This window comes from Photobacterium sp. HL06 (assembly GCF_059552575.1).
On record NZ_CM183914.1, the window covers coordinates 2,497,744 to 2,518,919 of the forward strand.

At 45.7% G+C, this 21,176-nt stretch carries 20 protein-coding genes; 9 read left to right on the forward strand and 11 right to left on the reverse strand.

Annotated elements, in window-relative coordinates:
* Positions 1 to 30: 30 nt before the first annotated feature.
* Positions 31 to 795: a uroporphyrinogen-III C-methyltransferase gene (gene cobA, locus AC51G0_RS11460; RefSeq protein ID WP_496298556.1), complete on the forward strand. Its 765-nt coding sequence runs from the start codon at positions 31 to 33 to the stop codon at positions 793 to 795.
* A gap of 61 nt (positions 796 to 856) precedes the next feature.
* Here the strand turns inward: cobA and AC51G0_RS11465 are convergent, their stop codons facing one another.
* Complete coding sequence (locus AC51G0_RS11465; RefSeq protein ID WP_496298557.1) at positions 857 to 1,324, reverse strand: DUF6691 family protein; 468 nt, start codon at positions 1,322 to 1,324, stop codon at positions 857 to 859.
* A gap of 24 nt (positions 1,325 to 1,348) precedes the next feature.
* On the reverse strand, positions 1,349 to 1,768 hold the full coding sequence (locus AC51G0_RS11470; RefSeq protein ID WP_496298558.1) for a YeeE/YedE family protein: 420 nt from the start codon (positions 1,766 to 1,768) through the stop codon (positions 1,349 to 1,351).
* Between the two features lie 204 nt (positions 1,769 to 1,972).
* On the opposite strand from AC51G0_RS11470, the gene AC51G0_RS11475 reads away from it, so the two are divergent.
* Complete coding sequence (locus tag AC51G0_RS11475; RefSeq protein ID WP_496298559.1) at positions 1,973 to 3,676, forward strand: FAD-dependent oxidoreductase; 1,704 nt, start codon at positions 1,973 to 1,975, stop codon at positions 3,674 to 3,676.
* A 75-nt stretch (positions 3,677 to 3,751) separates the two neighbouring features.
* Here AC51G0_RS11475 and AC51G0_RS11480 read toward each other — a convergent pair whose 3' ends face one another.
* The gene (locus AC51G0_RS11480; RefSeq protein ID WP_496298560.1) at positions 3,752 to 4,603 is read right to left on the reverse strand and encodes a hypothetical protein; all 852 of its coding nucleotides are present in this window, start codon (positions 4,601 to 4,603) and stop codon (positions 3,752 to 3,754) included.
* Positions 4,604 to 5,209: 606 nt separating this feature from the next.
* Between AC51G0_RS11480 and AC51G0_RS11485 the strand changes: the two genes are divergently transcribed.
* The gene (locus AC51G0_RS11485) at positions 5,210 to 7,009 is read left to right on the forward strand and encodes a MutS-related protein (protein WP_496298561.1); all 1,800 of its coding nucleotides are present in this window, start codon (positions 5,210 to 5,212) and stop codon (positions 7,007 to 7,009) included.
* 67 nt (positions 7,010 to 7,076) lie between these two features.
* Here AC51G0_RS11485 and AC51G0_RS11490 read toward each other — a convergent pair whose 3' ends face one another.
* Both AC51G0_RS11490 and AC51G0_RS11495 read right to left on the reverse strand, forming a co-directional pair.
* The gene (locus AC51G0_RS11490) at positions 7,077 to 7,472 is read right to left on the reverse strand and encodes a DUF805 domain-containing protein (protein WP_496298562.1); all 396 of its coding nucleotides are present in this window, start codon (positions 7,470 to 7,472) and stop codon (positions 7,077 to 7,079) included.
* 151 nt (positions 7,473 to 7,623) lie between these two features.
* Positions 7,624 to 8,526 carry a LysR family transcriptional regulator gene (locus tag AC51G0_RS11495; protein WP_496298563.1) on the reverse strand — a complete coding sequence of 301 codons (903 nt, stop codon included), beginning with the start codon at positions 8,524 to 8,526 and terminating at the stop codon, positions 7,624 to 7,626.
* Positions 8,527 to 8,681: 155 nt separating this feature from the next.
* Here AC51G0_RS11495 and AC51G0_RS11500 point away from each other — a divergent pair, with 155 nt between their 5' ends.
* From AC51G0_RS11500 to AC51G0_RS11515, 4 genes are all read left to right on the forward strand, one after another.
* Positions 8,682 to 10,376 carry an L-lactate permease gene (locus AC51G0_RS11500; protein WP_496298564.1) on the forward strand — a complete coding sequence of 565 codons (1,695 nt, stop codon included), beginning with the start codon at positions 8,682 to 8,684 and terminating at the stop codon, positions 10,374 to 10,376.
* A gap of 142 nt (positions 10,377 to 10,518) precedes the next feature.
* A complete protein-coding gene (locus AC51G0_RS11505; protein ID WP_496298565.1) occupies positions 10,519 to 11,271 on the forward strand; it encodes a (Fe-S)-binding protein in 753 nt (250 codons plus the stop codon).
* A gap of 2 nt (positions 11,272 to 11,273) precedes the next feature.
* Complete coding sequence (locus AC51G0_RS11510; protein ID WP_496298566.1) at positions 11,274 to 12,701, forward strand: LutB/LldF family L-lactate oxidation iron-sulfur protein; 1,428 nt, start codon at positions 11,274 to 11,276, stop codon at positions 12,699 to 12,701.
* Between the two features lie 10 nt (positions 12,702 to 12,711).
* Positions 12,712 to 13,362 (forward strand): LutC/YkgG family protein, encoded by a 651-nt coding sequence (locus AC51G0_RS11515; RefSeq protein ID WP_496298567.1) that lies wholly within the window; start codon positions 12,712 to 12,714, stop codon positions 13,360 to 13,362.
* Positions 13,363 to 13,508: 146 nt separating this feature from the next.
* Here AC51G0_RS11515 and AC51G0_RS11520 read toward each other — a convergent pair whose 3' ends face one another.
* On the reverse strand, positions 13,509 to 13,838 hold the full coding sequence (locus AC51G0_RS11520; RefSeq protein ID WP_496298568.1) for a hypothetical protein: 330 nt from the start codon (positions 13,836 to 13,838) through the stop codon (positions 13,509 to 13,511).
* A gap of 831 nt (positions 13,839 to 14,669) precedes the next feature.
* Here AC51G0_RS11520 and AC51G0_RS11525 point away from each other — a divergent pair.
* On the forward strand, positions 14,670 to 15,413 hold the full coding sequence (locus tag AC51G0_RS11525) for a DUF481 domain-containing protein (RefSeq protein ID WP_496298569.1): 744 nt from the start codon (positions 14,670 to 14,672) through the stop codon (positions 15,411 to 15,413).
* Positions 15,414 to 15,493: 80 nt separating this feature from the next.
* On the opposite strand, the gene AC51G0_RS11530 is transcribed toward AC51G0_RS11525, so the two are convergent.
* The 3 genes from AC51G0_RS11530 to AC51G0_RS11540 all read right to left on the reverse strand — a co-directional run bounded on the left by AC51G0_RS11530 (position 15,494) and on the right by AC51G0_RS11540 (position 18,666).
* Positions 15,494 to 16,873 carry a TRAP transporter large permease gene (locus AC51G0_RS11530; protein WP_496298571.1) on the reverse strand — a complete coding sequence of 460 codons (1,380 nt, stop codon included), beginning with the start codon at positions 16,871 to 16,873 and terminating at the stop codon, positions 15,494 to 15,496.
* Entirely contained in the window at positions 16,870 to 17,436 is a 567-nt protein-coding gene (locus AC51G0_RS11535; protein ID WP_496298573.1) for a TRAP transporter small permease subunit, read from the reverse strand. The genes AC51G0_RS11530 and AC51G0_RS11535 overlap by 4 nt, the downstream gene beginning before the upstream one ends.
* A 144-nt stretch (positions 17,437 to 17,580) precedes the next feature.
* Positions 17,581 to 18,666 carry a TRAP transporter substrate-binding protein gene (locus AC51G0_RS11540; protein WP_496298575.1) on the reverse strand — a complete coding sequence of 362 codons (1,086 nt, stop codon included), beginning with the start codon at positions 18,664 to 18,666 and terminating at the stop codon, positions 17,581 to 17,583.
* 315 nt (positions 18,667 to 18,981) lie between these two features.
* Here AC51G0_RS11540 and AC51G0_RS11545 point away from each other — a divergent pair, with 315 nt between their 5' ends.
* Positions 18,982 to 19,197, forward strand: coding sequence for a hypothetical protein (locus AC51G0_RS11545; protein ID WP_496298576.1), 216 nt, complete (start codon positions 18,982 to 18,984; stop codon positions 19,195 to 19,197).
* Positions 19,198 to 19,221: 24 nt separating this feature from the next.
* On the opposite strand, the gene AC51G0_RS11550 is transcribed toward AC51G0_RS11545, so the two are convergent.
* Positions 19,222 to 19,497, reverse strand: a complete 276-nt coding sequence (locus AC51G0_RS11550) for a hypothetical protein (protein WP_496298578.1) — start codon at positions 19,495 to 19,497, stop codon at positions 19,222 to 19,224.
* 345 nt (positions 19,498 to 19,842) lie between these two features.
* Positions 19,843 to 21,060: a NupC/NupG family nucleoside CNT transporter gene (locus AC51G0_RS11555; RefSeq protein WP_496298579.1), complete on the reverse strand. Its 1,218-nt coding sequence runs from the start codon at positions 21,058 to 21,060 to the stop codon at positions 19,843 to 19,845.
* Positions 21,061 to 21,176: the final 116 nt, after the last annotated feature.

The window sequence follows — 21,176 nt, forward strand, 5'->3', positions numbered from 1 at the left end:
CTCTTTATATCCAAATTGATAGGCGTTGCTATGACCACCAATCACACATCGTTAAACAGCGGCTTTGTTTCTCTTGTTGGTGCGGGACCGGGTGATCCTGACTTACTCACCGTGAAGGGGCACCGCGTGATCCAACAAGCAGAAGTCGTAGTCTACGACCGTCTGGTTTCTCCGGAAATTCTGGCACTGGCAAGCTCCGATGCCGAAATGGTTTATGTCGGCAAGAAATTGGACTTTCACTGCGTACCACAAGATCAAATCAACCAGATCCTGGTCGACAAAGCCAAAGAAGGAAAACGGGTTGTTCGTCTAAAAGGCGGCGACTCTTTTATCTTCGGCCGCGGTGGTGAAGAGCTGGAAGAGCTGGCCAAACACGGAATCAAATACGAAGTTGTACCGGGTATTACTGCAGCAGCAGGGGCGACGGCTTATGCGGGGATTCCATTGACGCACCGCGACCACGCGCAAAGTGTTCAGTTTATTACTGGCCACATCCAAAAAGACGGCCAAGAAATTGAATGGTCATCGCTGGCACAATCGAACAATACGCTGGTGTTCTATATGGGCCTAAAGCAAAGTGGTCATATTAGCGACAAGCTGATCACACACGGTTTGGCCGCAGACACGCCATGTGCCATTATCGAAAACGGTACACGTCGAGAGCAGCGTGTGCTCACAAGTAACTTAGCCAACTTGGCTGAACTAGCACAAAATGCCCAAAGCCCAGCTTTGATCGTTATCGGCAGCGTGACGACATTAAGCAAATCGTTACAGTGGTTTAATCATCAGCCATAATCGACTAAGAATACCGCTTACAAGTAGATTTGACCAAGGGCACTTAACCGTGCCCTTCTTATCAGCTATGGGTAATAATCTCGCCCTTTTCCTGCTTCTTCACGACAAAACCTGCAGCAACCATGCCAAGCAACATTGCAGCAATAAACACCAGCATCGACGGATTTAAACCAGATATTGATGTTACAGCTGGCCCCGGGCAGATACCAGCAATCCCCCAGCCAAGTCCAAACAGTGCAGCACCACCCATTAACTTTTTATCAATCATATGGTTATTGGACAGCCTGAAGCGCTCGCTACACACGGGGGCGGTGCGCTTTTTGATGACCAATAGGTACATGGGCATAAATACCGCTAGTGCACCGCCCATCACGAACATCAAGCTTGGATCCCAGGCTCCGGTAATATCTAAAAATCCAATGACCCGATGCGGGTCAACCATGCCCGAAATCATCATACCCAAACCAAATAAGACCCCAGCGACTACAGCCATTAACTGTGAAGCGATTGCCTGTGACGACATTTTCATTATCAACCTCCGAATAAAGGCCTATTAGAGTAAATGCAAACGAACAAACACGGTTGCAATAGCGACAGCCATGAATACACATGTGGCGGCAATTGATCGCCCTGATAAGCGCCCCATCCCGCAAATACCATGGCCACTGGTACACCCGTTGCCGATTTTCGTCCCTATCCCGACCAGTAATCCTGCAAGCCCAACCCAAAAGAAAGAGCTGACTGGTAGTGATTCAGGTAACTCAAAGCCCAGCAATGGTGCAAAAATTCCGCTGAAAATCATACCCAGCACAAATAGCACCCGCCATAAGAACTCACCGTTTACTGGTTTCAGCAGACCTGAAACAATACCGCTGATCCCGGCAATTCTCCCGTTCACCAGTAACAATAAAGCCGCTGACAACCCTAACAGCATCCCTCCGAACAAGGCATCCCAGGGAATTTCAAATTCCATCACGCTCTCCTACTTTCTCGCTTTGCAATATATAAAGCCCTTTAATAAATTAGAGATTACTAAAGTATACTCTTTAGTCAAGAGTAAATTAGGTAAAATTAAATTAGACTTTACTAATTAATGATTTTATAGTGATGTAATTGCTGAGACAAAGAGCTAAGTCGAGAGCAGTTCCAACTCTGTCAATTCCAACAGGAGTGTGTAATGACCAAAATCCTTATCGTCGGTGGTGTCGCTGGCGGCGCATCAGCTGCTGCAAGAGCGCGTCGTCTAAGTGAAGATGCTGAAATCATCATGTTTGAGCGCGGTAATTTCGTTTCATTTGCTAACTGCGGTTTGCCATATCATATTGGTGGTGACATCCAAGATCGCAGCAAGCTACTCCTGCAAACTCCAGAAAGTTTCTTAGCTCGCTTTAATGTAGATGTTCGTGTTATGAACGAGGTTGTTAGTATCAATCGCTCTGAAAAAACGGTTACCGTTCGCAACACGCTAGACAACAGTGAATACGTTGAAAGTTATGATTTCCTGCTGCTTAGTCCTGGAGCAGCGCCTATCGTGCCACCAATCCCTGGCATTGATAATCCGCTGACCCACTCTCTGCGTAACATTCCAGACATGGACAAGATCATCAAGACGATCGAGATGAACAAGCCTGAACACGCAACGGTTGTTGGTGGTGGTTTTATCGGCCTTGAAATGATGGAGGCCTTCCACCAGCTAGGGATCAAAACAACATTGGTTGAGATGGCCGATCAGGTAATGACACCCGTTGATAAAGAAATGGCAGGATTTGCGCATCAAGAAATTCGCAATCAAGGTATTGACCTGCGCTTAGGTGTCGCGCTTGAGTCTGTTGAGTACAAACCTAACGAGTCTGTCGCCAACGAAGATACAGGCGAAAGCCCAGAGCACCAGCATCTATGCGGTGAACTTACGCTTAGCCTGAATAATGGCGATACGTTCAATACCGACATCTTAATCATGGCTATCGGGGTGCGCCCAGAAACTAAGCTGGCTGCTGAAGCAGGCTTACAGATTGGTGAACTTGGCGGCATTTATACTAACAAGTCAATGCAAACAAGCGATCCTTCTATCTACGCCGTTGGCGATGCGGTAGAAGAGGCCGATTTCGTTACAGGCAGCCCTACCCTTGTACCGCTTGCTGGCCCAGCTAACCGCCAAGGCCGTATGGCTGCCGACAACATGCTTGGACGCAGCGAAAAATATCAAGGCACGCAAGGTACAGCAATTTGTAAGATCTTCGATCTAGCGGTTGCATCAACAGGTAAAAACGAAAAGACGCTAAAACGTGAAGGCATCAACTACGAGAAAGTTTATGTCCATACTGCAAGCCACGCTAGCTACTACCCTGGTGCTGAAATCGTATCATTCAAGATGCTGTTTGATCCTGAAACCGGCAAGATTTTGGGCGCACAGGCAGTCGGTAAAGATGGCGTAGATAAACGCATTGATGTTATGGCAGTTGCACAACGAGCTGGTATGACGGTTGAACAGCTTCAGCACCTTGAGCTGACTTATGCTCCACCGTTTGGTAGCGCTAAAGATGTGATCAACCAAGCTGCATTTGTGGCTAACAACATCATCAAAGGCGATGCAACACCGATCCATTTTGATGAAGTTGCTGAGTTATCTGATAACCAATTGCTCTTAGATGTACGCAACCCGGCAGAGCTTGAAAACGTGGGTTACATCGAAGGTTCAATTAACATTCCAGTCGATAGCCTCCGTCACCGTATGCACGAGTTACCCAAAGACAAAGAGATCATCATTATTTGCCAAGTAGGATTACGTGGTAATGTTGCTTATCGTCAGCTGGTGAATAATGGCTTCAAGGCCCGCAATTTAATCGGTGGTTATCGCACCTGGAAAACAGCGCAACAATAATTACTTAGAAAAACAATATTAAGCCTAAAGAAAACTGCTTTAGGCTTAATATTTTGTGCACTCTAAAACGAATGATCAGTCATACCTCGATGGCTTACGATACGAGCTGTCACCACCTGAATCACTACCATCATATTTTTTGTGACCGTGATAATCCCGGTTGTAACCTCTGTTGTAATAATGTTCTTTGTACCATTTATACCAGTGGCGGTGTTTAAACTTGATTTTTTCTAGATCAATGGTGAAAAGGCAGTCAAAAAACATTGGATCACCAACATCGCCGTTAAACTCTGACAAATTCACCATTCCTGACAACCGCACAGTGCCGCGATACCACCAAAAATCGCCAGTCGCTTTAAGTACACTGTTCTGATCACTAGATGCGCCGGTAATATGAGTAATCTCCTCACCGTCTGGTGTTATAGTTTCCTGATTCACAGGCTGAACAGTAGTCAGACCTCGGGTCACAATTTGCCCATTGGGTAGGTTAAAAAAAGTAGTACCGACTAATTTCAGCCCCCCATTTTCGCCAGGCTCGATATTAGACAAGCAGTCTGTCGCTGTACCAACAAGCTCGCCATCAGCAATATTTTTCAAATCCACATCGAAACAAATAGCAGGATCTGGCTGCTTATCACCATCAATATCAGGGACTTCGCTTTCATACATTAGCCCTGTGCCGACTAAGTTCAGGGCTAACCGCTGTTTGGTATCCGAGTCATCTTCTTTATAGGTGTCAGAACTATCATCACTGGTGTCATCATATGATTTATCTCTATAGCCATCTCCTTTATCGCTGCTATCGCTGTCACTGCTTGTATATGTATCACTTTCGTATGAACCATATTTGTCATATGACGCTATGGCAAAACCGGAATAACCGATGCATATCGCCAAGGCTGACAAAGCTACCTTATTCATTTTCATCACGATTCTCCACGAACATCTTGTGGCATCCTTGATATTCTCATAGCCAACGGAAGAACAACGCTAACCCATCCAACTCAACCTATTGCTGTTTCTTTTTTCAGAAAATAACCCTCCATACTCCAAGCATATAAATATGGGAGCTAATGGGTTAGCTTTGTCATGCTTAATTGTAGATGTAATTTGATGCTTGGATTACGAGCAGCACTCTCCTTGCCTACTCGCAACACATTGAACAGATTTGATTTTTTACAAGATCGCCCCCAAATAAGCCGCTAACTATCTGATCTCAATTCTCATAATTAAGAAATGTAATCATAACCTTTTGAATTTTAATCAAACAATAACAAGCCATCTAAGCACTGCAGACATATGAGCTTTCAGAAATATATGAGAAACAGACAAGCTGACACTATCACGGTTACAGACATTTCCTAAATCTACTCTGATTAAATATGATCTTCGACTGACATCTCATAACGTCATTCATTTATAACTAAAGTAGCTTAAAGGTGGTATAAAACAAATGTAATAGAAGAATATGCTTTATAGCTAATATTGCAACAGCGCTAATGATTTAAATTTTCTAATAGAAAGTGATATTAAATGGGCAATAATGCGGAAATAGAATATAGATACAAGCTTGAGAACTACACAAAGGAACTGAAAAAACAAGAAAGATCCCACCTCAACATAAGCCGTACCCGTTTTTTTCTATTAGCATTAACATGTTTTAGTTCATTCGTGTTTTATAACAATAATTATATTGATTACGCTTTTATCTCTATGTCACTCAGCACAGTCATATTTCTACTATTAGTTAAAAAACACTTACTAATTGAAAGCAGAATCGCTCAGTTAAGAAGTCTATTGACTATCAACAATAATGGGATAGAACGTGTGACAGGCAACTGGAACACATTGCCTGACAACGGCAATGAATTCATTGATGAAGAGCATGCCTTTTCACAAGACTTGGATGTATTTGGTAACAATTCTATCTTCCAAAGAATAAATACTGCGCATACCTATTTCGGTCGTAAAAAGCTTGCCTCAAAGCTCTGTAACCCTTCCATTCCAACTCTTGGTATCGACGAAACTCAACGTTCTGTATTAGAACTATCAACTGACATTGAATTTAGACAATCCATTGAACTAGCCACGTTAAAAGTTAAGAATATAAGTATTAAAAAAAGTATAGAGTGGTTTAAGCATTCAGACAATGACCTATCTCTTCTGAAGGTAAAAAACATTATTCACGCATTGCCTATCATTTCACTCGCCTTTTCGTGCGTTGAGTTAATTTTCTTCCGTACGTACTTTACGCCTATCTTTTTATATTCTCTTCAGGCATTTCTTACCCTTAAACACCATAAGAAAAACCATAACTTATTTAATACTTTTGATAACAAAAGAAACAGTTTAAAAGAGTATGCGAACGTATTAAAGATCATTGAAGATCAACACTTTACTACTCGACTCTTAACAACACTGCAAGGCAGCATGACCAAGGACGGTCGCACTCTCCCATCAGCCTCGCTGTATACCCTGAATAGTATTTTAAACAGCGCCGGGCTGAGACATAACAAGCTTGTGCATTTGTTTGTTAATATTATTCTTCTTTGGGATTGTAGATGTGCAATTCGAGCGATTGAATGGAAAATAGAAAATGGTGCATCGATTGAGGTATGGTTCGACGTTATCGGTGAAATTGAAGCACTCGCATCACTGTCTGTATTAGCCTTCGAAAACCCTTCCTGGACGATGCCCACCGTCGATAATTCAATGGTAATTGAAGCCAAAAACATGAAACATCCACTAATTCATGAAGTAGAAAATGTAGGGAATGACTTTTCATTGGGCAATGAGAAATGTACCGCTATTGTTTCGGGATCAAATATGTCTGGAAAGAGCACTTTTCTACGAACAGTTGCGACCAATTTGCTACTCGCTTATACGGGTGCCCCCGTCAATGCAGACAGTTTTCTCTGTGGCAAGTTTGACATAGTCACGTCAATGAGAACCAATGACTGTATGAATAAACACATTTCTACATTCTACGCGGAACTATTAAGAATAAAAAAGATGATAGATGTTGCCAAAGCAAGCAAGACATTCTTCCTGGTTGATGAAATCTTCAGCGGGACAAACTCTCAGGACAGATTAGAAGGTGCATTTCAGGTCATCAAAGAGCTAAACAATCATAAGTGCCTGGGCATAGTTTCAACCCACGATTTGACGTTGTGCGAATTGGCTACCAATGAAATACCCACCGCCGAAAACTATCACTTTCGCGAACACTATATTGATGGAAACATTCACTTTGACTACAAGATTTATACTGGTCATTCTACAACAAGCAATGCGCTGTTCATTATGCAAAAAATTGGTATTCCGACTTGCTAGCCAGAGCGGATAACTCAAGCTTTACAGGGCACTTTATCGAGCCCTGTAAACCTTCATTATGACATGCTTAAACCTTAAACTGCCCCACAGAGTCGGAATCAATATTTTTCGGGTTAAGGCCATACTCATTACTGCCGGGATGGCTATCTTGAACAAAGAAGTAAATCAATACCAATGCACCGATGATCGGGATCAAGCCCAGCAGCATCCACCAGCCACTGCGTCCCGTATCATGAAGCCGACGTACACCCACAGCAATACTTGGAACTAAGATAGCCAGAGAATAAATAGTACCCAGAATTCCAGCTCCCTCACCTGCACCAGGATTACCCATCGCACTATCTATAAACGAAAGTGCAATACTGATAATGATGTTGATGAGGAAAAAGTACCAATACTCTTGCCTGCGCGCTCTTCCCTTAAATACTGCATAATTTTTAAGGACATGGATATACCAGTTCATCGTTCGACCTATATGTTAATACCTAGTGAAAGTATATCTATTAGAACAAAACCTGTTTTCTCTGATATTGAACAATCTCAAGTAAACAGACATTTAGATCCGACTTGATGTAAACGATCGCAAAATACGGTTTAACTTGTCGCTAGCGGTACTAAAAAAACTGCTTCATTGATAAATAACGGTCACGAATGTGCTCTATCAACAAACGGATCTTCTGGGATGGCTGGCGGGTATATGGGTAGACCGCATAAATTCCAAGTTTCTTTCCCACTTTGTCCGGAAATAAGTCGAGCAGCTTACCTTCCACCAAATCATGGTAAACAAGGCAACGGGGCACATAGGCAATACCATAGCCGCCTAGTGCCGCTTTACGTAACGCCGTCGCATTGTCGGTCGAAAAATTACCGTTAACATGCAGGATATAATTGCCCTGCTCGCCAATAAATTGCCATTCTGCCGCCCCTGTCGTCTGATAGGCATACTGAAGGCAGTTATGATTGACCAGATCCTCCGGCTCCTTTGGCATGCCAAGCCGAGCAATATATGACGGGGCCGCGCAAATCACCCACTGAGAGTCTAGAATATGCCTTGCAATCAAGCTTGAATCTTCCAGGTAGCCTGTTCGGATCACCAGGTCATAACCATCTTCCACCAAATCAACAAAGCGATTATTCAGCGACATATCCACCGTCAATCCAGGATGGAGCGTACAAAATTCAGCCACCGCATCCGCTAGCAACAGGTCTCCGGAAATAGACGGCACTGACATTTTGACGTGTCCACTGACTTTTTCGCCATAGCCACTGACCGCGTCAACCGCTTCAATTGCTGCCTGCTTCACATTTTTTGCACCTTGGTAAAGCACTTTACCGGCTTCACTTACTGTTAACTTTCGGGTCGTACGGTACAAAAGCTGTACCCCGAGGTCTTCCTCCAGCCTTGCTATTCGCTTGCTAACCACTGAGTTTGTAAGGGAATTTAACTCAGCCACCTTACTAAATGATCCACACTCCACTACCTGGGCAAAGAGGATCAGGTCATCTGTTTTCGCCATTATTTATCAACTTTTGGAATTAATCTTTTTCATTATTTCCCTATATCAAAAAAAAATAAAGGGTTATCGTCACACAACATTAACAAACGCCCCACAATCCATAACAAGACCAGTGATGGTCTGAAACGAAACAGCTGTACGAGGGATGTACTACCATGAACGATACCATACTTGCGTTACTCGCATTTTCACCGATACTGGTCGCTGCGGTTTTGCTGGTCGGCCTTAACTGGCCAGCCAAACGAGCTATGCCTGTGGCCTTTCTACTCACTGTCGGCATTGCCCTGTATTTCTGGGATATGTCTGCCAACCGCGTCTTCGCCTCTACCCTACAGGGACTGGCCATTACCGTCGCCGTACTTTGGATAGTCTTCGGTGCCATATTCCTGCTTAACACGCTTAAGCACACCGGAGCGATTTCCACGATAAGAAGTGGCTTTACCGATATATCCACCGACAGGCGTGTACAGGCAATCATTATCGCCTGGTGCTTCGGTTCATTTATTGAAGGCGCTTCTGGTTTCGGTACTCCTGCTGCTATTGCCGCTCCTCTTTTAGTTGCTATCGGTTTCCCGGCTCTGGCTGCAGTTGTAATGGGTATGATGATCCAATCTACACCAGTATCATTTGGTGCCGTAGGTACCCCAATCATTGTTGGTGTAAACAAAGGCCTTGATACTCACAACATTACCGAGAGCCTAGTGGCAAACGGTTCAAGCTGGGATATCTACCTTCAGCAAATCACCACAAATGTTGCTCTGATCCATGCCACTGTCGGTACATTAATACCTGTATTTATGGCAATGATGCTGACCCGTTTCTTTGGTAAGAATAAGAGCTGGAAAGAAGGCTTGGAAATTCTGCCATTCGCTATCTTTGCCGGCCTAGCATTTACGATTCCTTATGCACTTACTGGCGTGTTCCTTGGTCCTGAATTCCCATCACTTATCGGTGGTCTGGTTGGTCTGGCTATCGTAGTTACCGCAGCCAAGAAAGGGTTCTTGGTACCTAAAAATCACTGGGACTTCGAAAGCGAAGATAAGTGGCCTACAGAGTGGTTAGGATCACTGAAAATGGATCTGGCCAAAAGCGAGAAAAAGCCAATGAGTATGGCACTTGCTTGGGCCCCTTATGTTCTTCTGGCTGTAGTCCTTGTTGCAAGCCGCGTGAGTGCTGACTTCAAGAACTTCCTGAAAAGCGTTAGCCTTTCCTTCGGTGACATCTTAGGTGAAGCTGGTATCAGTGCAGCTATCCAGCCTCTATATCTACCTGGTGGTATCCTGGTATTTGTTGCCCTACTAGCAGTGCTGCTTCAGTCTCGTCAGGTATCTCCACTGGTTAAGGCCTTTGGCGAGTCAAGCAAAACCCTAATTGGTGCTGGTTTCGTACTGGTATTCACAATTCCAATGGTACGTATCTTCATCAACTCGGGCGTCAATGCCTCAGACCTAGCCAGTATGCCGGTTACAACAGCAAACTTCGCGTCAGGCCTGGTGGGTGAGTTCTTCCCAGCACTAAGTGCAACGATTGGTGCCCTGGGTGCCTTCATCGCGGGCTCGAATACGGTATCAAACATGATGTTTAGCCAGTTCCAGTTTGAAGTGGCACAAACGCTAACCATCTCAAGTGCTGCCGTTGTCGCCCTACAGGCTGTCGGTGCAGCAGCGGGTAACATGATTGCTATCCACAATGTGGTCGCTGCGTCTGCAACAGTTGGCCTGCTAGGTCGAGAAGGTGCCACCCTGCGTAAGACAGTGATCCCAACATTCTATTACCTCATCGTTACCGGCTTGATTGGACTTGCCATCGTCTATGGCTTCCACATCACCGATGCCCTAATGACGAAGTAATCCACTTGCCAATTCACACAGATAAGTAACAAACGACTAGCACTACAGCTATTTCATTCGGACACTAGCAATACCAGAGGCCCTGTCTTAGAAGCCTCTACCAGTCCGGATGAAATAGCTCTCTTCATTCAAGGAGTTCAAGATGCGAATCTACCCTGCCAAGCCGGAAAAAGTGTATTTCTACGCAACCTGTCTGGTCGATATGTTCGATCCCGAAGCCGGTCTTGATGCCATTACGCTGTTGGAGCAGCAGGGAATCGAGGTTATCTTCAAAGAGAAACAAACCTGCTGTGGTCAGCCAGCCTATAGCTCCGGCTATGACGGAGAAGCCAAGCAAGTAGCCCTCAGCCAGATGGCGCTGTTTGAAGAGCAATGGCCTGTCATCGTACTGTCCGGCTCCTGTGGCGGAATGATGCACCATCACTATCGTCGTCTCTTTAAGGGGGATGATAAGCAGCAGCAAGTCGATAGCTTCTGCGACCGCGTTTTTGAATTGACAGAATTTCTGGTCAATGTCTGCCGTATCAAGCTCAATGACAACGGTGAACCGACTTCTGTCGTCATGCATACTTCCTGTGCCGCCCGCCGCGAGATGAATGTTCATGTTACGGCAACCCAACTTATCAATCAGCTTGAACATGTCGAGCTGCGTGAACAAGACTACGAAAGCGAATGCTGTGGCTTTGGCGGTACCTTTGCCGTTCGCCACCCGAACATCAGCCAGGCAATGGTGGAAGACAAAACCCACCACCTATCGAATACCCAAGCTGAAGAGCTGGTCAGTGCCGACTGGGGCTGCCTGCTAAATATCAACGGAGCGTTGGAGTATCAAGGCAAGCCAATGCGCGGCCGCCACCTAGCCAGCTTCCTGCTGGAAAGAACGGGAGGAAAATAACCATGAACCAAGAAAAACCTCAAGGACCCGAATTCTTCCACCCGCAAGCCAAAGCAGCCTTAGCCGATCAACAGCTACGACAAAATTTCCGCGGGGCGATGGACTACCTACGGGACAAGCGCAAAAGCGCATTCGATGACAGCAATGAAGAAAAGAATATTCGCGATTTGGCCGAAGCCATCCGCCAGCGCTGCCTGAGCAAATTACCCGCACTCCTAGAGCAGCTGGAAGCAAACTGCCAGCACAATGGTATTCAGGTCCACTGGGCCGAGGATGCCGATGAAGCCAACCGCATTATTGCAGGGATAGTCCAGTCCCATGACGCCAAAACCATTGTCAAAGGCAAGTCTATGGTCAGCGAAGAGATTGAGCTGAACCACGAGATGGAAAAGCTGGGAATTGAGTGCCTTGAAAGTGATATGGGCGAGTACATTGTCCAGCTCGATGGTGACAAGCCCTCTCATATCATTATGCCGGCCATTCACAAAAACAAGCAGGAGGTCAGCGATACCTTCGAGCAGAACCTTGATAACTTCACCCCTACTGTGGATGTCGATGAGTTAATCCAAACGGGTCGCAGCAGGCTACGTCAAAAGTTTCATGACGCGGATATCGGCTTGTCCGGGGTCAACTTCGCTGTTGCCGAAACCGGCACGCTATGCCTGGTCGAAAACGAAGGTAACGGCCGAATGTGCACGACAGTACCCAAAGTGCATGTTGCTATTACCGGTATTGAGAAGGTGGTTGAGTTCCTGTCTGATGTCCCCCCTCTTTATAGTGCACTGACCCGCTCGGCGACCGGTCAGGCGATCTCTACCTACTTCAATATGATCAGCTCACCGCGGCGTGAAGGTGAGCTTGACGGCCCGGAAGAAGTCCATCTCGTCCTGCTCGATAACGGCCGCTCACAGGCTTATCGTGATGAGGAAATGCGTAAAACCCTACAATGTATTCGCTGCGGTGCGTGTATGAATCATTGCCCGGTATACACCCGGATTGGCGGCCATGCCTACGGAACGGTTTATCCGGGGCCTATCGGAAAGATCATTTCACCGCACATGATGGGGCTGGAAAAAACCAAAGATCTGGTAACAGCATCGAGCTTATGTGGTGCCTGTGGTGAAGTCTGCCCTGTACGGATTCCGATCCCAGAACTACTTCAACGCCTGCGCCATGAAGCCAAAAACCCTCCTAACGAAGGAACTGAAGCCATCAATGGCCAACAGGCTGCGGCGAACAAAGCAGAGAAACTGGCGATGAAAGGCTTTGCCTATGCCGCAACCCATCCAACGCTGTATCACACCGGTACACTGGCGGCGACGAAACTAAAAGCTTTGATGCCTAGCAACCTAGGCGCCTGGACCCAATGCCGTACCGCGCCGAAACCAGCTGACAAAACCTTGCACCAGCTACTTAAATCACGCAAATAAGGAGAGAGCCATGAGCACAGCCCGTCATTCTATATTGTCTCGTCTTCATGAAGCCGGTGTCAGCCCTACGAGTTCAAGTGACCATACATACCAGCCTTGGACAGCCTCATCAGATGCAGAACTCCAGCAACGCTTTATCGATGGCATAACGGCTAGCCATGCTGAAGTCGTCACCACAGCTGCAGAGCAACTTGAAGGCGTTTTAACTCAACTGATTGCCAATAAACAGCTAAGACGTATCGCGATAGGAACCAATGGAGAGTTTCAGTCCGATATTAACAACGCCGCTCAACAAGCTGAGCCTGTGACATTTGATCGTGATATTCACGAGTGGAAGAGCGAGCTTTTCGAGCAGGTTGATGCCGGGATCACCCATTGCCTGGCAGGTATTGCCGATACCGGTACACTGGTATTGTGGCCTGATAGCAGCGAGCCGCGTACTCTGTCGCTTGTACCGCCCACCCATATTGCTATCATCAAGCGCTCTACCCTAACCAGTAATTTTGCCGAGCTCATGCACAAGCAGGCCTGGCACAAAGGTATGCCGACTAATTCGGTATTGGTATCGGGGCCATCTAAAACAGCTGACATCCAGCAGACACTGGCTTACGGCGCCCATGGACCAAGCGAACTAATCGTCGTCCTTATCGAAGACAAGTAATGGAATAACCTACCCTCGCGATTACTCTATTGCGCTTGCCACAATCGGTGAGCGCGATATCTTTTCTAATCTACACTCCCTGAGTGATACACAACAAAAGGTCTGCTCTTAGCAAACCTTTTGTCATCATTCATTTTGCATATGTCCTAGGCTTTCAGGCGTAATTCCGTGGCATGCAATGTTGATACTTTCTCGTCATGATCACGTTGTACAAGCGGCTCAATATGGTTACGTACAGGCTCACCCAGTGCTTGCTTACGTAATTCAGTGGCACGTCGTGTTGATACTGGCTCATCACGGTCTACTGATAGCTGTGGATTCACTTTTACCTGATAACTAGGCTGGCCTTCGAAGGCTTTCAGGCGAAGTTCTTTTGCATAGCGATCGCTAGTATTTTCATCTCGATCATATTGAGCTGCTGAAGCGCCGAAAGAGATTAGACCCAATAGAGTTACTGTAAGTGCGTAAGTTTTCATATTTATCTCCACTATCTTAATGTTAAAGATTTAACCAGTGTTGAAAACGTGTCAGTCCCTCTAAGGAGCAATCCATTTACCTTCACGGTTCAGACTTCGTTTCGATTCCTACAAATAGTAAAACGTGACCAAGTTCAAAAAAAGCCGGAAAAATAGAACAAGTCTGTCAAAAAAATAGTTGGTATCAAAAAGGCCGACCAAAAAGGTGCGACAAAGTGACGGGAGTATCACTCTCGAACCGAATCAAGAAAGACCGCCTCAGGCGGTCTTTTTTGATTCGGTTTACGGGGGATCAGGCTAAAGTCGCAGAGTAAAGTCCATCTTTACCTACGCCCAACCCATAATAGAGAAAACGGTACGATAATAAGTAGCGACAAAATTATATATCCGATTATCTGAGCCAGATTATCCATGATAGATCCCTTAAACAACTCCACTGAGAACAAAAAACCGCCTAAACTAAGGCGGCCGATTAAAGCAAGTAGGCTCAATAGATAGAACCCTAAAAGTTGGCTAGGCTTTGCAAGAATGCGCACAAAGTTACATAACAGACATCTAAAATGCAACATTAAGTTTTTTGTTTGTGATATACAAAACATTTATCACTGTTAATTGTATATTTATCATGTAACAGCCAGAGACGAGAAAGCCCGCATATTTGTAATGTTTAGCGCCAACCATTCACAGCCACCATCCTTATCAAGCAAGCCATCACTACCAGAAATCGATTGACTAAAACTTCAACTAGAAATGACACCTTCCTGACATCCGCAATGTCTCGGTTTTTACAATATCGTCAGTTCCAGTCGCAATGAAACGAAGAAGACCTGCATGAAACCAATTTTGTTACTGACTGTATTGAGCATTATTTCAGCACCAGCTCTGGCCGACAGTGATGACCCGGAAACGAGCGAATCCCCATGGAGCGGCAATGCCAAGCTCGGATTCATTTTCAGCAAGACCAATGAAACGTCTATGTCGGTAAACTCAGGGGTAAGCGCCATCTATGACAAAGACCAATGGCAACAAAAAGGCGAATTTTCAACTTACTATACCAAAGGCAACGAAAGCTCTGACGGTACCAACAAATACAATCTCAACTATGGCGTGAAACACCTTATCAATGGTGACTGGTTTGTTTATACCAACAGTAAGTACGAACACGACCAATATGCGACCTACAGAGAGCAAGTGACTGCCGCCATCGGTTTTGGTGCTAGCCTCATCAATGAAGAAGATACCAAGCTCAATATCGGTGCTGGTCCTGGTTATCGTTTCTCTAAGCGACAAGATTTCGATCCCGATCACCCCGGAAACAAAGAAGACGAGGTGATAGCCAACGGCTTTATTGAGGGAAGCTCAAAGCTCAATGACCGCTTCGAACTGGGCGGCGAACTTCGCGTCGACTACGGCGAAGAAAATACAACCACCAACGTCAAAGGCTATATCAAGAACCAGCTAATGGCGCAGGTCTCATTACAGCTAGATACGGAATACATCAACAACTCAACCGTTGCCGCAGACAGCAGCAATAGCGAGGTCTACAGTACCATTAGCTTAAGTTACGACTATTAATAACCATGCTGGAATCATCTAGAGCCAGTTTGGCAAGCCCTGTAAAGGGCTACCAAACCGGGTCGATATAAAAAGATATATTAACCATATACCGCATCTGGCAACCAGGTTGCCAGCGCTGGCCAATACGCCAACATCCCAATCACAACCAGCTGAATGACGATGAAAGGGATCACTCCACGGTAGATTTGCTGAGTTGAAATCGTATCTGGCGCGACTCCCCTTAAGTAAAACAGTGAGAAACCAAATGGCGGCGTCAGGAAAGAGGTTTGTAGATTAAGCGCTATCATGATCCCCAGCCAGATTGGATCAAGATCCATACTAAGCAGGATTGGCGCAACAATCGGGATCACGACAAAAGTGATCTCAATAAAATCGAGGAAAAAACCCAGCAAGAACATAACCAACATCACTAGTAGTACGGCACCGAATACCCCACCTGGCAAATCAGTCAAAAACTCGCGTACCATATCATCACCGCCAAAGCCCCGAAATACCAGCGAGAATACCGAAGCGCCGATCAAAATCATAAAGACCATCGCCGTTACCTCGGTCGTACTGTGCATGACGTCACGCAATACATTGAGGTTGAATGTCTTTTTTATCTTGGCAAGAACAATTGCGCCAACAGAGCCAACAGAAGCAGCTTCAGTTGGTGTCGCGATCCCTCCTAAAATAGACCCTAACACCAACACGATCAGCAAAATTGGCGGGAATAACACGGTTAATACCTGCATCCACAGCTCTTTACTAACTTTGCGCTCTTCTTCTGGGATCGGTGGTACCTTCTCTGGTGCTATTGCTGCAATCACAATCAAATACACACAATACAGGCCAACTAAAATAAAGCCGGGGATCAGAGCACCAAGGAATAGATCGCCGACTGTAATACTATCCGGCGCGAAGATCCCCTGATCAAGCTGCGCCTGCTGATACGATGATGAAATCACATCCCCCAGCAAGACCAGAACAATCGATGGTGGGATGATCTGCCCAAGAGTGCCTGACGCACAAATTGTCCCAGTTGCCACTTCAGCCGAATAGCCACGACGCATCATCGTTGGTAAGGAAAGCAGCCCCATCGTCACCACCGTTGCACCGACAATTCCTGTACTGGCAGCCAACAACATACCTACTAAAGTCACGGATAGACCTAGTCCTCCGGCTAAACCGCCAAATACCTGCCCCATAGTATCGAGCAGCTCTTCGGCAATTTTCGACTTCTCTAGCATTACCCCCATAAAGACAAACAATGGTATTGCGATCAACAGTTCATTGGATAGTATGCCCTGAATCCTATTGGGTATAGCTTCAAGGAAAACTGGATCAAATGTCTCGGTAAAGTAACCAATAACAGCAAAGATCAGTGCTGAACCCGCCAACGAGAAAGCAACGGGATAACCGGCCAGCAGCACAATAAAAACAAAGACAAACAGTAGTAACGGCAGTAGTTCAATCATAATCCGTGCTCCTCTACATGCTCATCAAGGGCAGCAACTGCCGACTCATAGCCACTAAGTACCAGCAAGCATTTCAAGGTTTCAGCTAGCCCCTGTACGATCATTAATGCCGGCATTAACAAGATTGATGTTTTGAACAGGTAACGGGCATCAATTCCCCCTGCCTCCTGAGAGCCTTCCAGCATCTGCCAAGAAAAAGCTACGTATTCCCAAGAAATGTAGAAAAGAAAAGCACATGTTGGCAGCATCAATACAATGAAGCCAAACAGATCAACCCAGGCTTTTGCCCTGGCCGATGCTGGGCGATAAAAAATGTCGACCCTTACATGCGCTCCTTTCAGCAACGCATAGGCCGCCCCCAACATAATCACGTAGTTGTGAAAGTAGGTAATGGATTCTTGCAGGAAGACAGAGCCAATGTTGAAGATATAACGCATCACAACCACCACAAACGTAATGATCACGATTGCCAGTACAAACCATGAAACGATCCGCCCGGTTATATCACTGAAACGATTAATGCCTCGAATGAGGCTGATCAAAAAAGGAGAAGGTGTATCCATACAACACTCACCTAGCTATAAATTATTCAAGTACTTCAAGATCGGCAACAGCAGATAGGCATTTCTCACCTTGTTGAAAGGCACAAGGCACGGTATTGAGTGATGCCTATCTGGTTAAGTAGCTAAACGACCGATATGTATTATTTACTGAGGGTTCCTTGCGTTCAGGTATGACTGCTCAGAAATTTCATGCCAATCAACCGCTTGCTCACGAAAAGTTTTATACGAAGCATATACTTTCTTGCTCATCGCATCCTTTTGAGCTTCTTCTTCAACCACCTTCTCGGATAGTGCCTTAAGCTGCTCAAGTACCTCGGTAGGATACGGGCGTAAATCTACCTTATGCTCCTTAACCAAACGTTCCAGTGCCGCATTATTTCGCGCCGTGTATTCAGCCAGCATATTGGCATTGGCAACACGGGTAGCATTCAACACGATAGATTGCAGATCTTTGGGCAGTTTATCGAAGGCTTTCTTGTTAATCAGCGCTTCCAGCGTCGTACCAGGCTCATGCCAGCCCGGAAAGTAGTAGAATTTTGCCGCTTTATGCAGGCCAAATGCCATGTCGTTATAAGGCCCTACCCATTCTGTCGCATCAATAGCACCAGATTGTAGTGCTGGGAAAATCTCTCCACCTGGTAGCAAGACCGGCGTGCCACCCGCACGTTTGAGCACTTCGCCGCCCAAGCCAGGAATACGCATCTTCAGACCTTTAAGATCGTCTAAAGAATTAATTTCTTTGTTGAACCAGCCCCCCATCTGCACGCCGGTATTACCACCTGGCATTGGAATAATACCAAATGGTGCATATGCCTCTTGCCATAGCTGCAATCCGCCACCGCTGTAGATCCAGCTATTCATTTCCTGTCCCGTCAGGCCAAAAGGAACAGCGGCAAAAAACTGGCCAGCCGGTACTTTCCCCTTCCAGTAATACCCCGCCCCATGGCCCATTTCAGCCGTCCCACGTGATACGGCATCGAACACTTCCAGCGCCCCAACCAGCTCCTTGGCACCATAAACCTTCACCTGAATACGGCCATTACTCATCTCGTCAATCAACTTCGCAAGATCATTAGCCCCCGTGCCCAAACCAGGAAAATTTTTCGGCCATGTTGTAACCATTTTCCATTTGTATTCTGCTTTGGCCGCATTGGCAAAAAACGGTGTCAGGAGCGCACTGGCTACCGTAATTAATATGGCCAGCTTCTTGGCTACATCCTTGAAAACCATCTTCCTCTCCTTGCTTATTGTTATTTTGAAGTTGTAACTGCTTTGTTAACCAATTATTACTATAGATTTTATGTTGGGGGATCTTGATAAATTATTGATAATTTTGAAGTCGCTCATAAAACAACTCAGTGTTCCACAAGCTTTGAGGTGAGCTTGGGTATAGTGTGAATTATTAAGTAGGTAATGAATTCACTGGCTGCAAAAAAAGAGCAACAAATTGCTTAACATCAAGTTGCACTGCTGTATAGCTGGGTCTAACCTATTAGATACAGAAGTAGGCCAAAACGTGCAAAAGACTGTAGAAGGGAATCTGCCATGTCAGCAAAAGTAGCCGAAGGAAGCGACTACTCAATTAGTTTTTCAGGTATTTGCAAACACTGCGGCAATGCGACTTTAATGCACATTATTGAACTCAATATTCAGTCGTGCGCTTTTTGTCATCAGTCGGATTCAGCATCTTTCGGAGTTGTGAAGAAAAGGCAGGTACAGTCCGGCCCAGCAGTCATCATGAGCACATCTAATGCTGGTTAATTGTGGCTCTGAGATAACCAACGACTAGTAGAGCTTAATTCGAACCACCTTCATAACCTCAATTTCGAAGCCTGCGACAGCTTCGACTGCAGGGTAGTAGGTCATATTTACCTTTGCTCCCTTCAGGCTTTTGTACTTTTTCTTCCGCTTAAACTTAAATGGCGCTTCGCAGCCTTCAATCATCAAGGTATGCAGTATCCACTCTCCATCTTCACGCTGAGTGTGAGAGGTTACTTTCACCCCTTCAGAATGAACAAGACTTTCATGGTTCAACAATAACTTATCAACGGGAGACTTCATGGGATTTCTCGATAGCTCTTGGTGTAAAAATGCTAATTGAAAACACCACCATGTCGCAAGCAATGATTCTAACTCTCAGAAATTATCTAAAATAAGAGCAAAATACAGAGCTTTATCGCACCATCCCCCTCAAACAAAATAAGATTAATTTATATCGCGTATCAGTTTTAAGACAAAGCCACCTTAACCATCGCACTACTCTTAATTAGTCCTTAGGTCTTAGACGAAGCATCAGGAGAATCCCCGCCCTGGCGGGTTTTCTTTTGTTTGCTATCTCTATCGCACAAATAAAAACAGAGAGCATGGCTCTCTGTTTTTATTTGTCGAGTTATTTAACCAACTGTACTAAAACGATAAAAAGATACCTGCCAGCGTGGCACTCATTAAGTTTGATAGTGTCGCAGCAAAAATAGCTTTCATACCCAAGCGGGCAATATCCGGGCGGCGGCTTGGTACTACACCACCTAGCCCACCCATCATCATAGCGATAGACGTTAAGTTAGCAAAGCCACACAATGCAAAAGTAACAATCGCCTGCGAGTGTTCACTCAGCTGATCTTTCACGGCAATTAAATCAGCAAATGCCACAAATTCATTCACCGCAATCTTTTTACCAATCAGGCTCGCGGCAATAGTCGCTTCCGACCAAGGTACACCGATCAGCCAAGCGACAGGTGCAAACAGATAGCCAAACAACAGCTCTAGGCTCAGGTTCTCAATACCGATCCAGTGACCAACATGACCAAGGCCACCGTTAAGCAGCGCAATCAAACTAATGATTGCCAGTAGGCTCGCACCAACAGCCATAGCAATCTGCAGGCCGCTTAAGGCACCTTGTGAAGCGGCATCAATGATATTAACTGGCGCGCCTTCGTCTTCTTCTTCCGCTTGAGCTTCTTCGCTCAACGTTTCAGTTTGTGGCACTAGAATTTTTGCCATCATCAAGCCTGCAGGTGCAGACATAAAACTTGCTGCGATCAGGTAGCTGATTTCAACACCAAGCCCGGCGTAGCCCACCAAGGTACCGCCAGCAACCGATGCCAGGCCTCCGACCATAACAGCGAATAGCTCAGAGCGGCTCATTCTAGCAAGGAAAGGGCGCACAACCAGAGGTGCTTCAACTGAGCCAACGAAGATATTAGCTGTCGCTGACATCGACTCGGTACGGCTAGTGCCCAGCAAGCGCTGCAGTGCACCACCAAGGACGCGGATCACCCAGCCCATAATGCCGAGGTAATAAAGCACAGAAATAAGCGCTGAGAAGAAAACGATGGTTGGCAGTACATTTACAGCAAAGATAAAACCAATTTTAAACTTGGCCAGATCGCCAAAAAGGAACTCTGAACCAATTCGACCGTAGTCGATAACACCAGAGACGGCATTAGATACTGTGTTCAGTACCTCACGTCCGATCGGAACGTATAAAATGAAGCCTGCAAATACGATTTGAATAGCAAACGCGCCGCCCACAGCACGCCAGCTGATCGCCCGGCGATTTTCTGAAAATAGTATAGCAACCGCAAATAGCGAAAAAATGCCTAAGATGCTGACCAAATGGCCCATGGTCATTCTCCAATGTTAGTCTTGTAGTAAACGATTGCGGCGGCATTGTAGGGATTTAAAAAACTGTGACAAGGATCAAATTGTTACACCGATTTACACTTTTGACACACCTCCTG

Coding starts and splice junctions, on each gene's coding strand:
- cobA (WP_496298556.1), top strand. CDS start 31: ATGACCACCAATCACACATCGTTAAACAGCGGCTTTGTTTCTCTTGTT.
- AC51G0_RS11465 (WP_496298557.1), bottom strand. CDS start 1,324: ATGAAAATGTCGTCACAGGCAATCGCTTCACAGTTAATGGCTGTAGTC.
- AC51G0_RS11470 (WP_496298558.1), bottom strand. CDS start 1,768: ATGGAATTTGAAATTCCCTGGGATGCCTTGTTCGGAGGGATGCTGTTA.
- AC51G0_RS11475 (WP_496298559.1), top strand. CDS start 1,973: ATGACCAAAATCCTTATCGTCGGTGGTGTCGCTGGCGGCGCATCAGCT.
- AC51G0_RS11480 (WP_496298560.1), bottom strand. CDS start 4,603: ATGAAAATGAATAAGGTAGCTTTGTCAGCCTTGGCGATATGCATCGGT.
- AC51G0_RS11485 (WP_496298561.1), top strand. CDS start 5,210: ATGGGCAATAATGCGGAAATAGAATATAGATACAAGCTTGAGAACTAC.
- AC51G0_RS11490 (WP_496298562.1), bottom strand. CDS start 7,472: ATGAACTGGTATATCCATGTCCTTAAAAATTATGCAGTATTTAAGGGA.
- AC51G0_RS11495 (WP_496298563.1), bottom strand. CDS start 8,526: ATGGCGAAAACAGATGACCTGATCCTCTTTGCCCAGGTAGTGGAGTGT.
- AC51G0_RS11500 (WP_496298564.1), top strand. CDS start 8,682: ATGAACGATACCATACTTGCGTTACTCGCATTTTCACCGATACTGGTC.
- AC51G0_RS11505 (WP_496298565.1), top strand. CDS start 10,519: ATGCGAATCTACCCTGCCAAGCCGGAAAAAGTGTATTTCTACGCAACC.
- AC51G0_RS11510 (WP_496298566.1), top strand. CDS start 11,274: ATGAACCAAGAAAAACCTCAAGGACCCGAATTCTTCCACCCGCAAGCC.
- AC51G0_RS11515 (WP_496298567.1), top strand. CDS start 12,712: ATGAGCACAGCCCGTCATTCTATATTGTCTCGTCTTCATGAAGCCGGT.
- AC51G0_RS11520 (WP_496298568.1), bottom strand. CDS start 13,838: ATGAAAACTTACGCACTTACAGTAACTCTATTGGGTCTAATCTCTTTC.
- AC51G0_RS11525 (WP_496298569.1), top strand. CDS start 14,670: ATGAAACCAATTTTGTTACTGACTGTATTGAGCATTATTTCAGCACCA.
- AC51G0_RS11530 (WP_496298571.1), bottom strand. CDS start 16,873: ATGATTGAACTACTGCCGTTACTACTGTTTGTCTTTGTTTTTATTGTG.
- AC51G0_RS11535 (WP_496298573.1), bottom strand. CDS start 17,436: ATGGATACACCTTCTCCTTTTTTGATCAGCCTCATTCGAGGCATTAAT.
- AC51G0_RS11540 (WP_496298575.1), bottom strand. CDS start 18,666: ATGGTTTTCAAGGATGTAGCCAAGAAGCTGGCCATATTAATTACGGTA.
- AC51G0_RS11545 (WP_496298576.1), top strand. CDS start 18,982: ATGTCAGCAAAAGTAGCCGAAGGAAGCGACTACTCAATTAGTTTTTCA.
- AC51G0_RS11550 (WP_496298578.1), bottom strand. CDS start 19,497: ATGAAGTCTCCCGTTGATAAGTTATTGTTGAACCATGAAAGTCTTGTT.
- AC51G0_RS11555 (WP_496298579.1), bottom strand. CDS start 21,060: ATGGGCCATTTGGTCAGCATCTTAGGCATTTTTTCGCTATTTGCGGTT.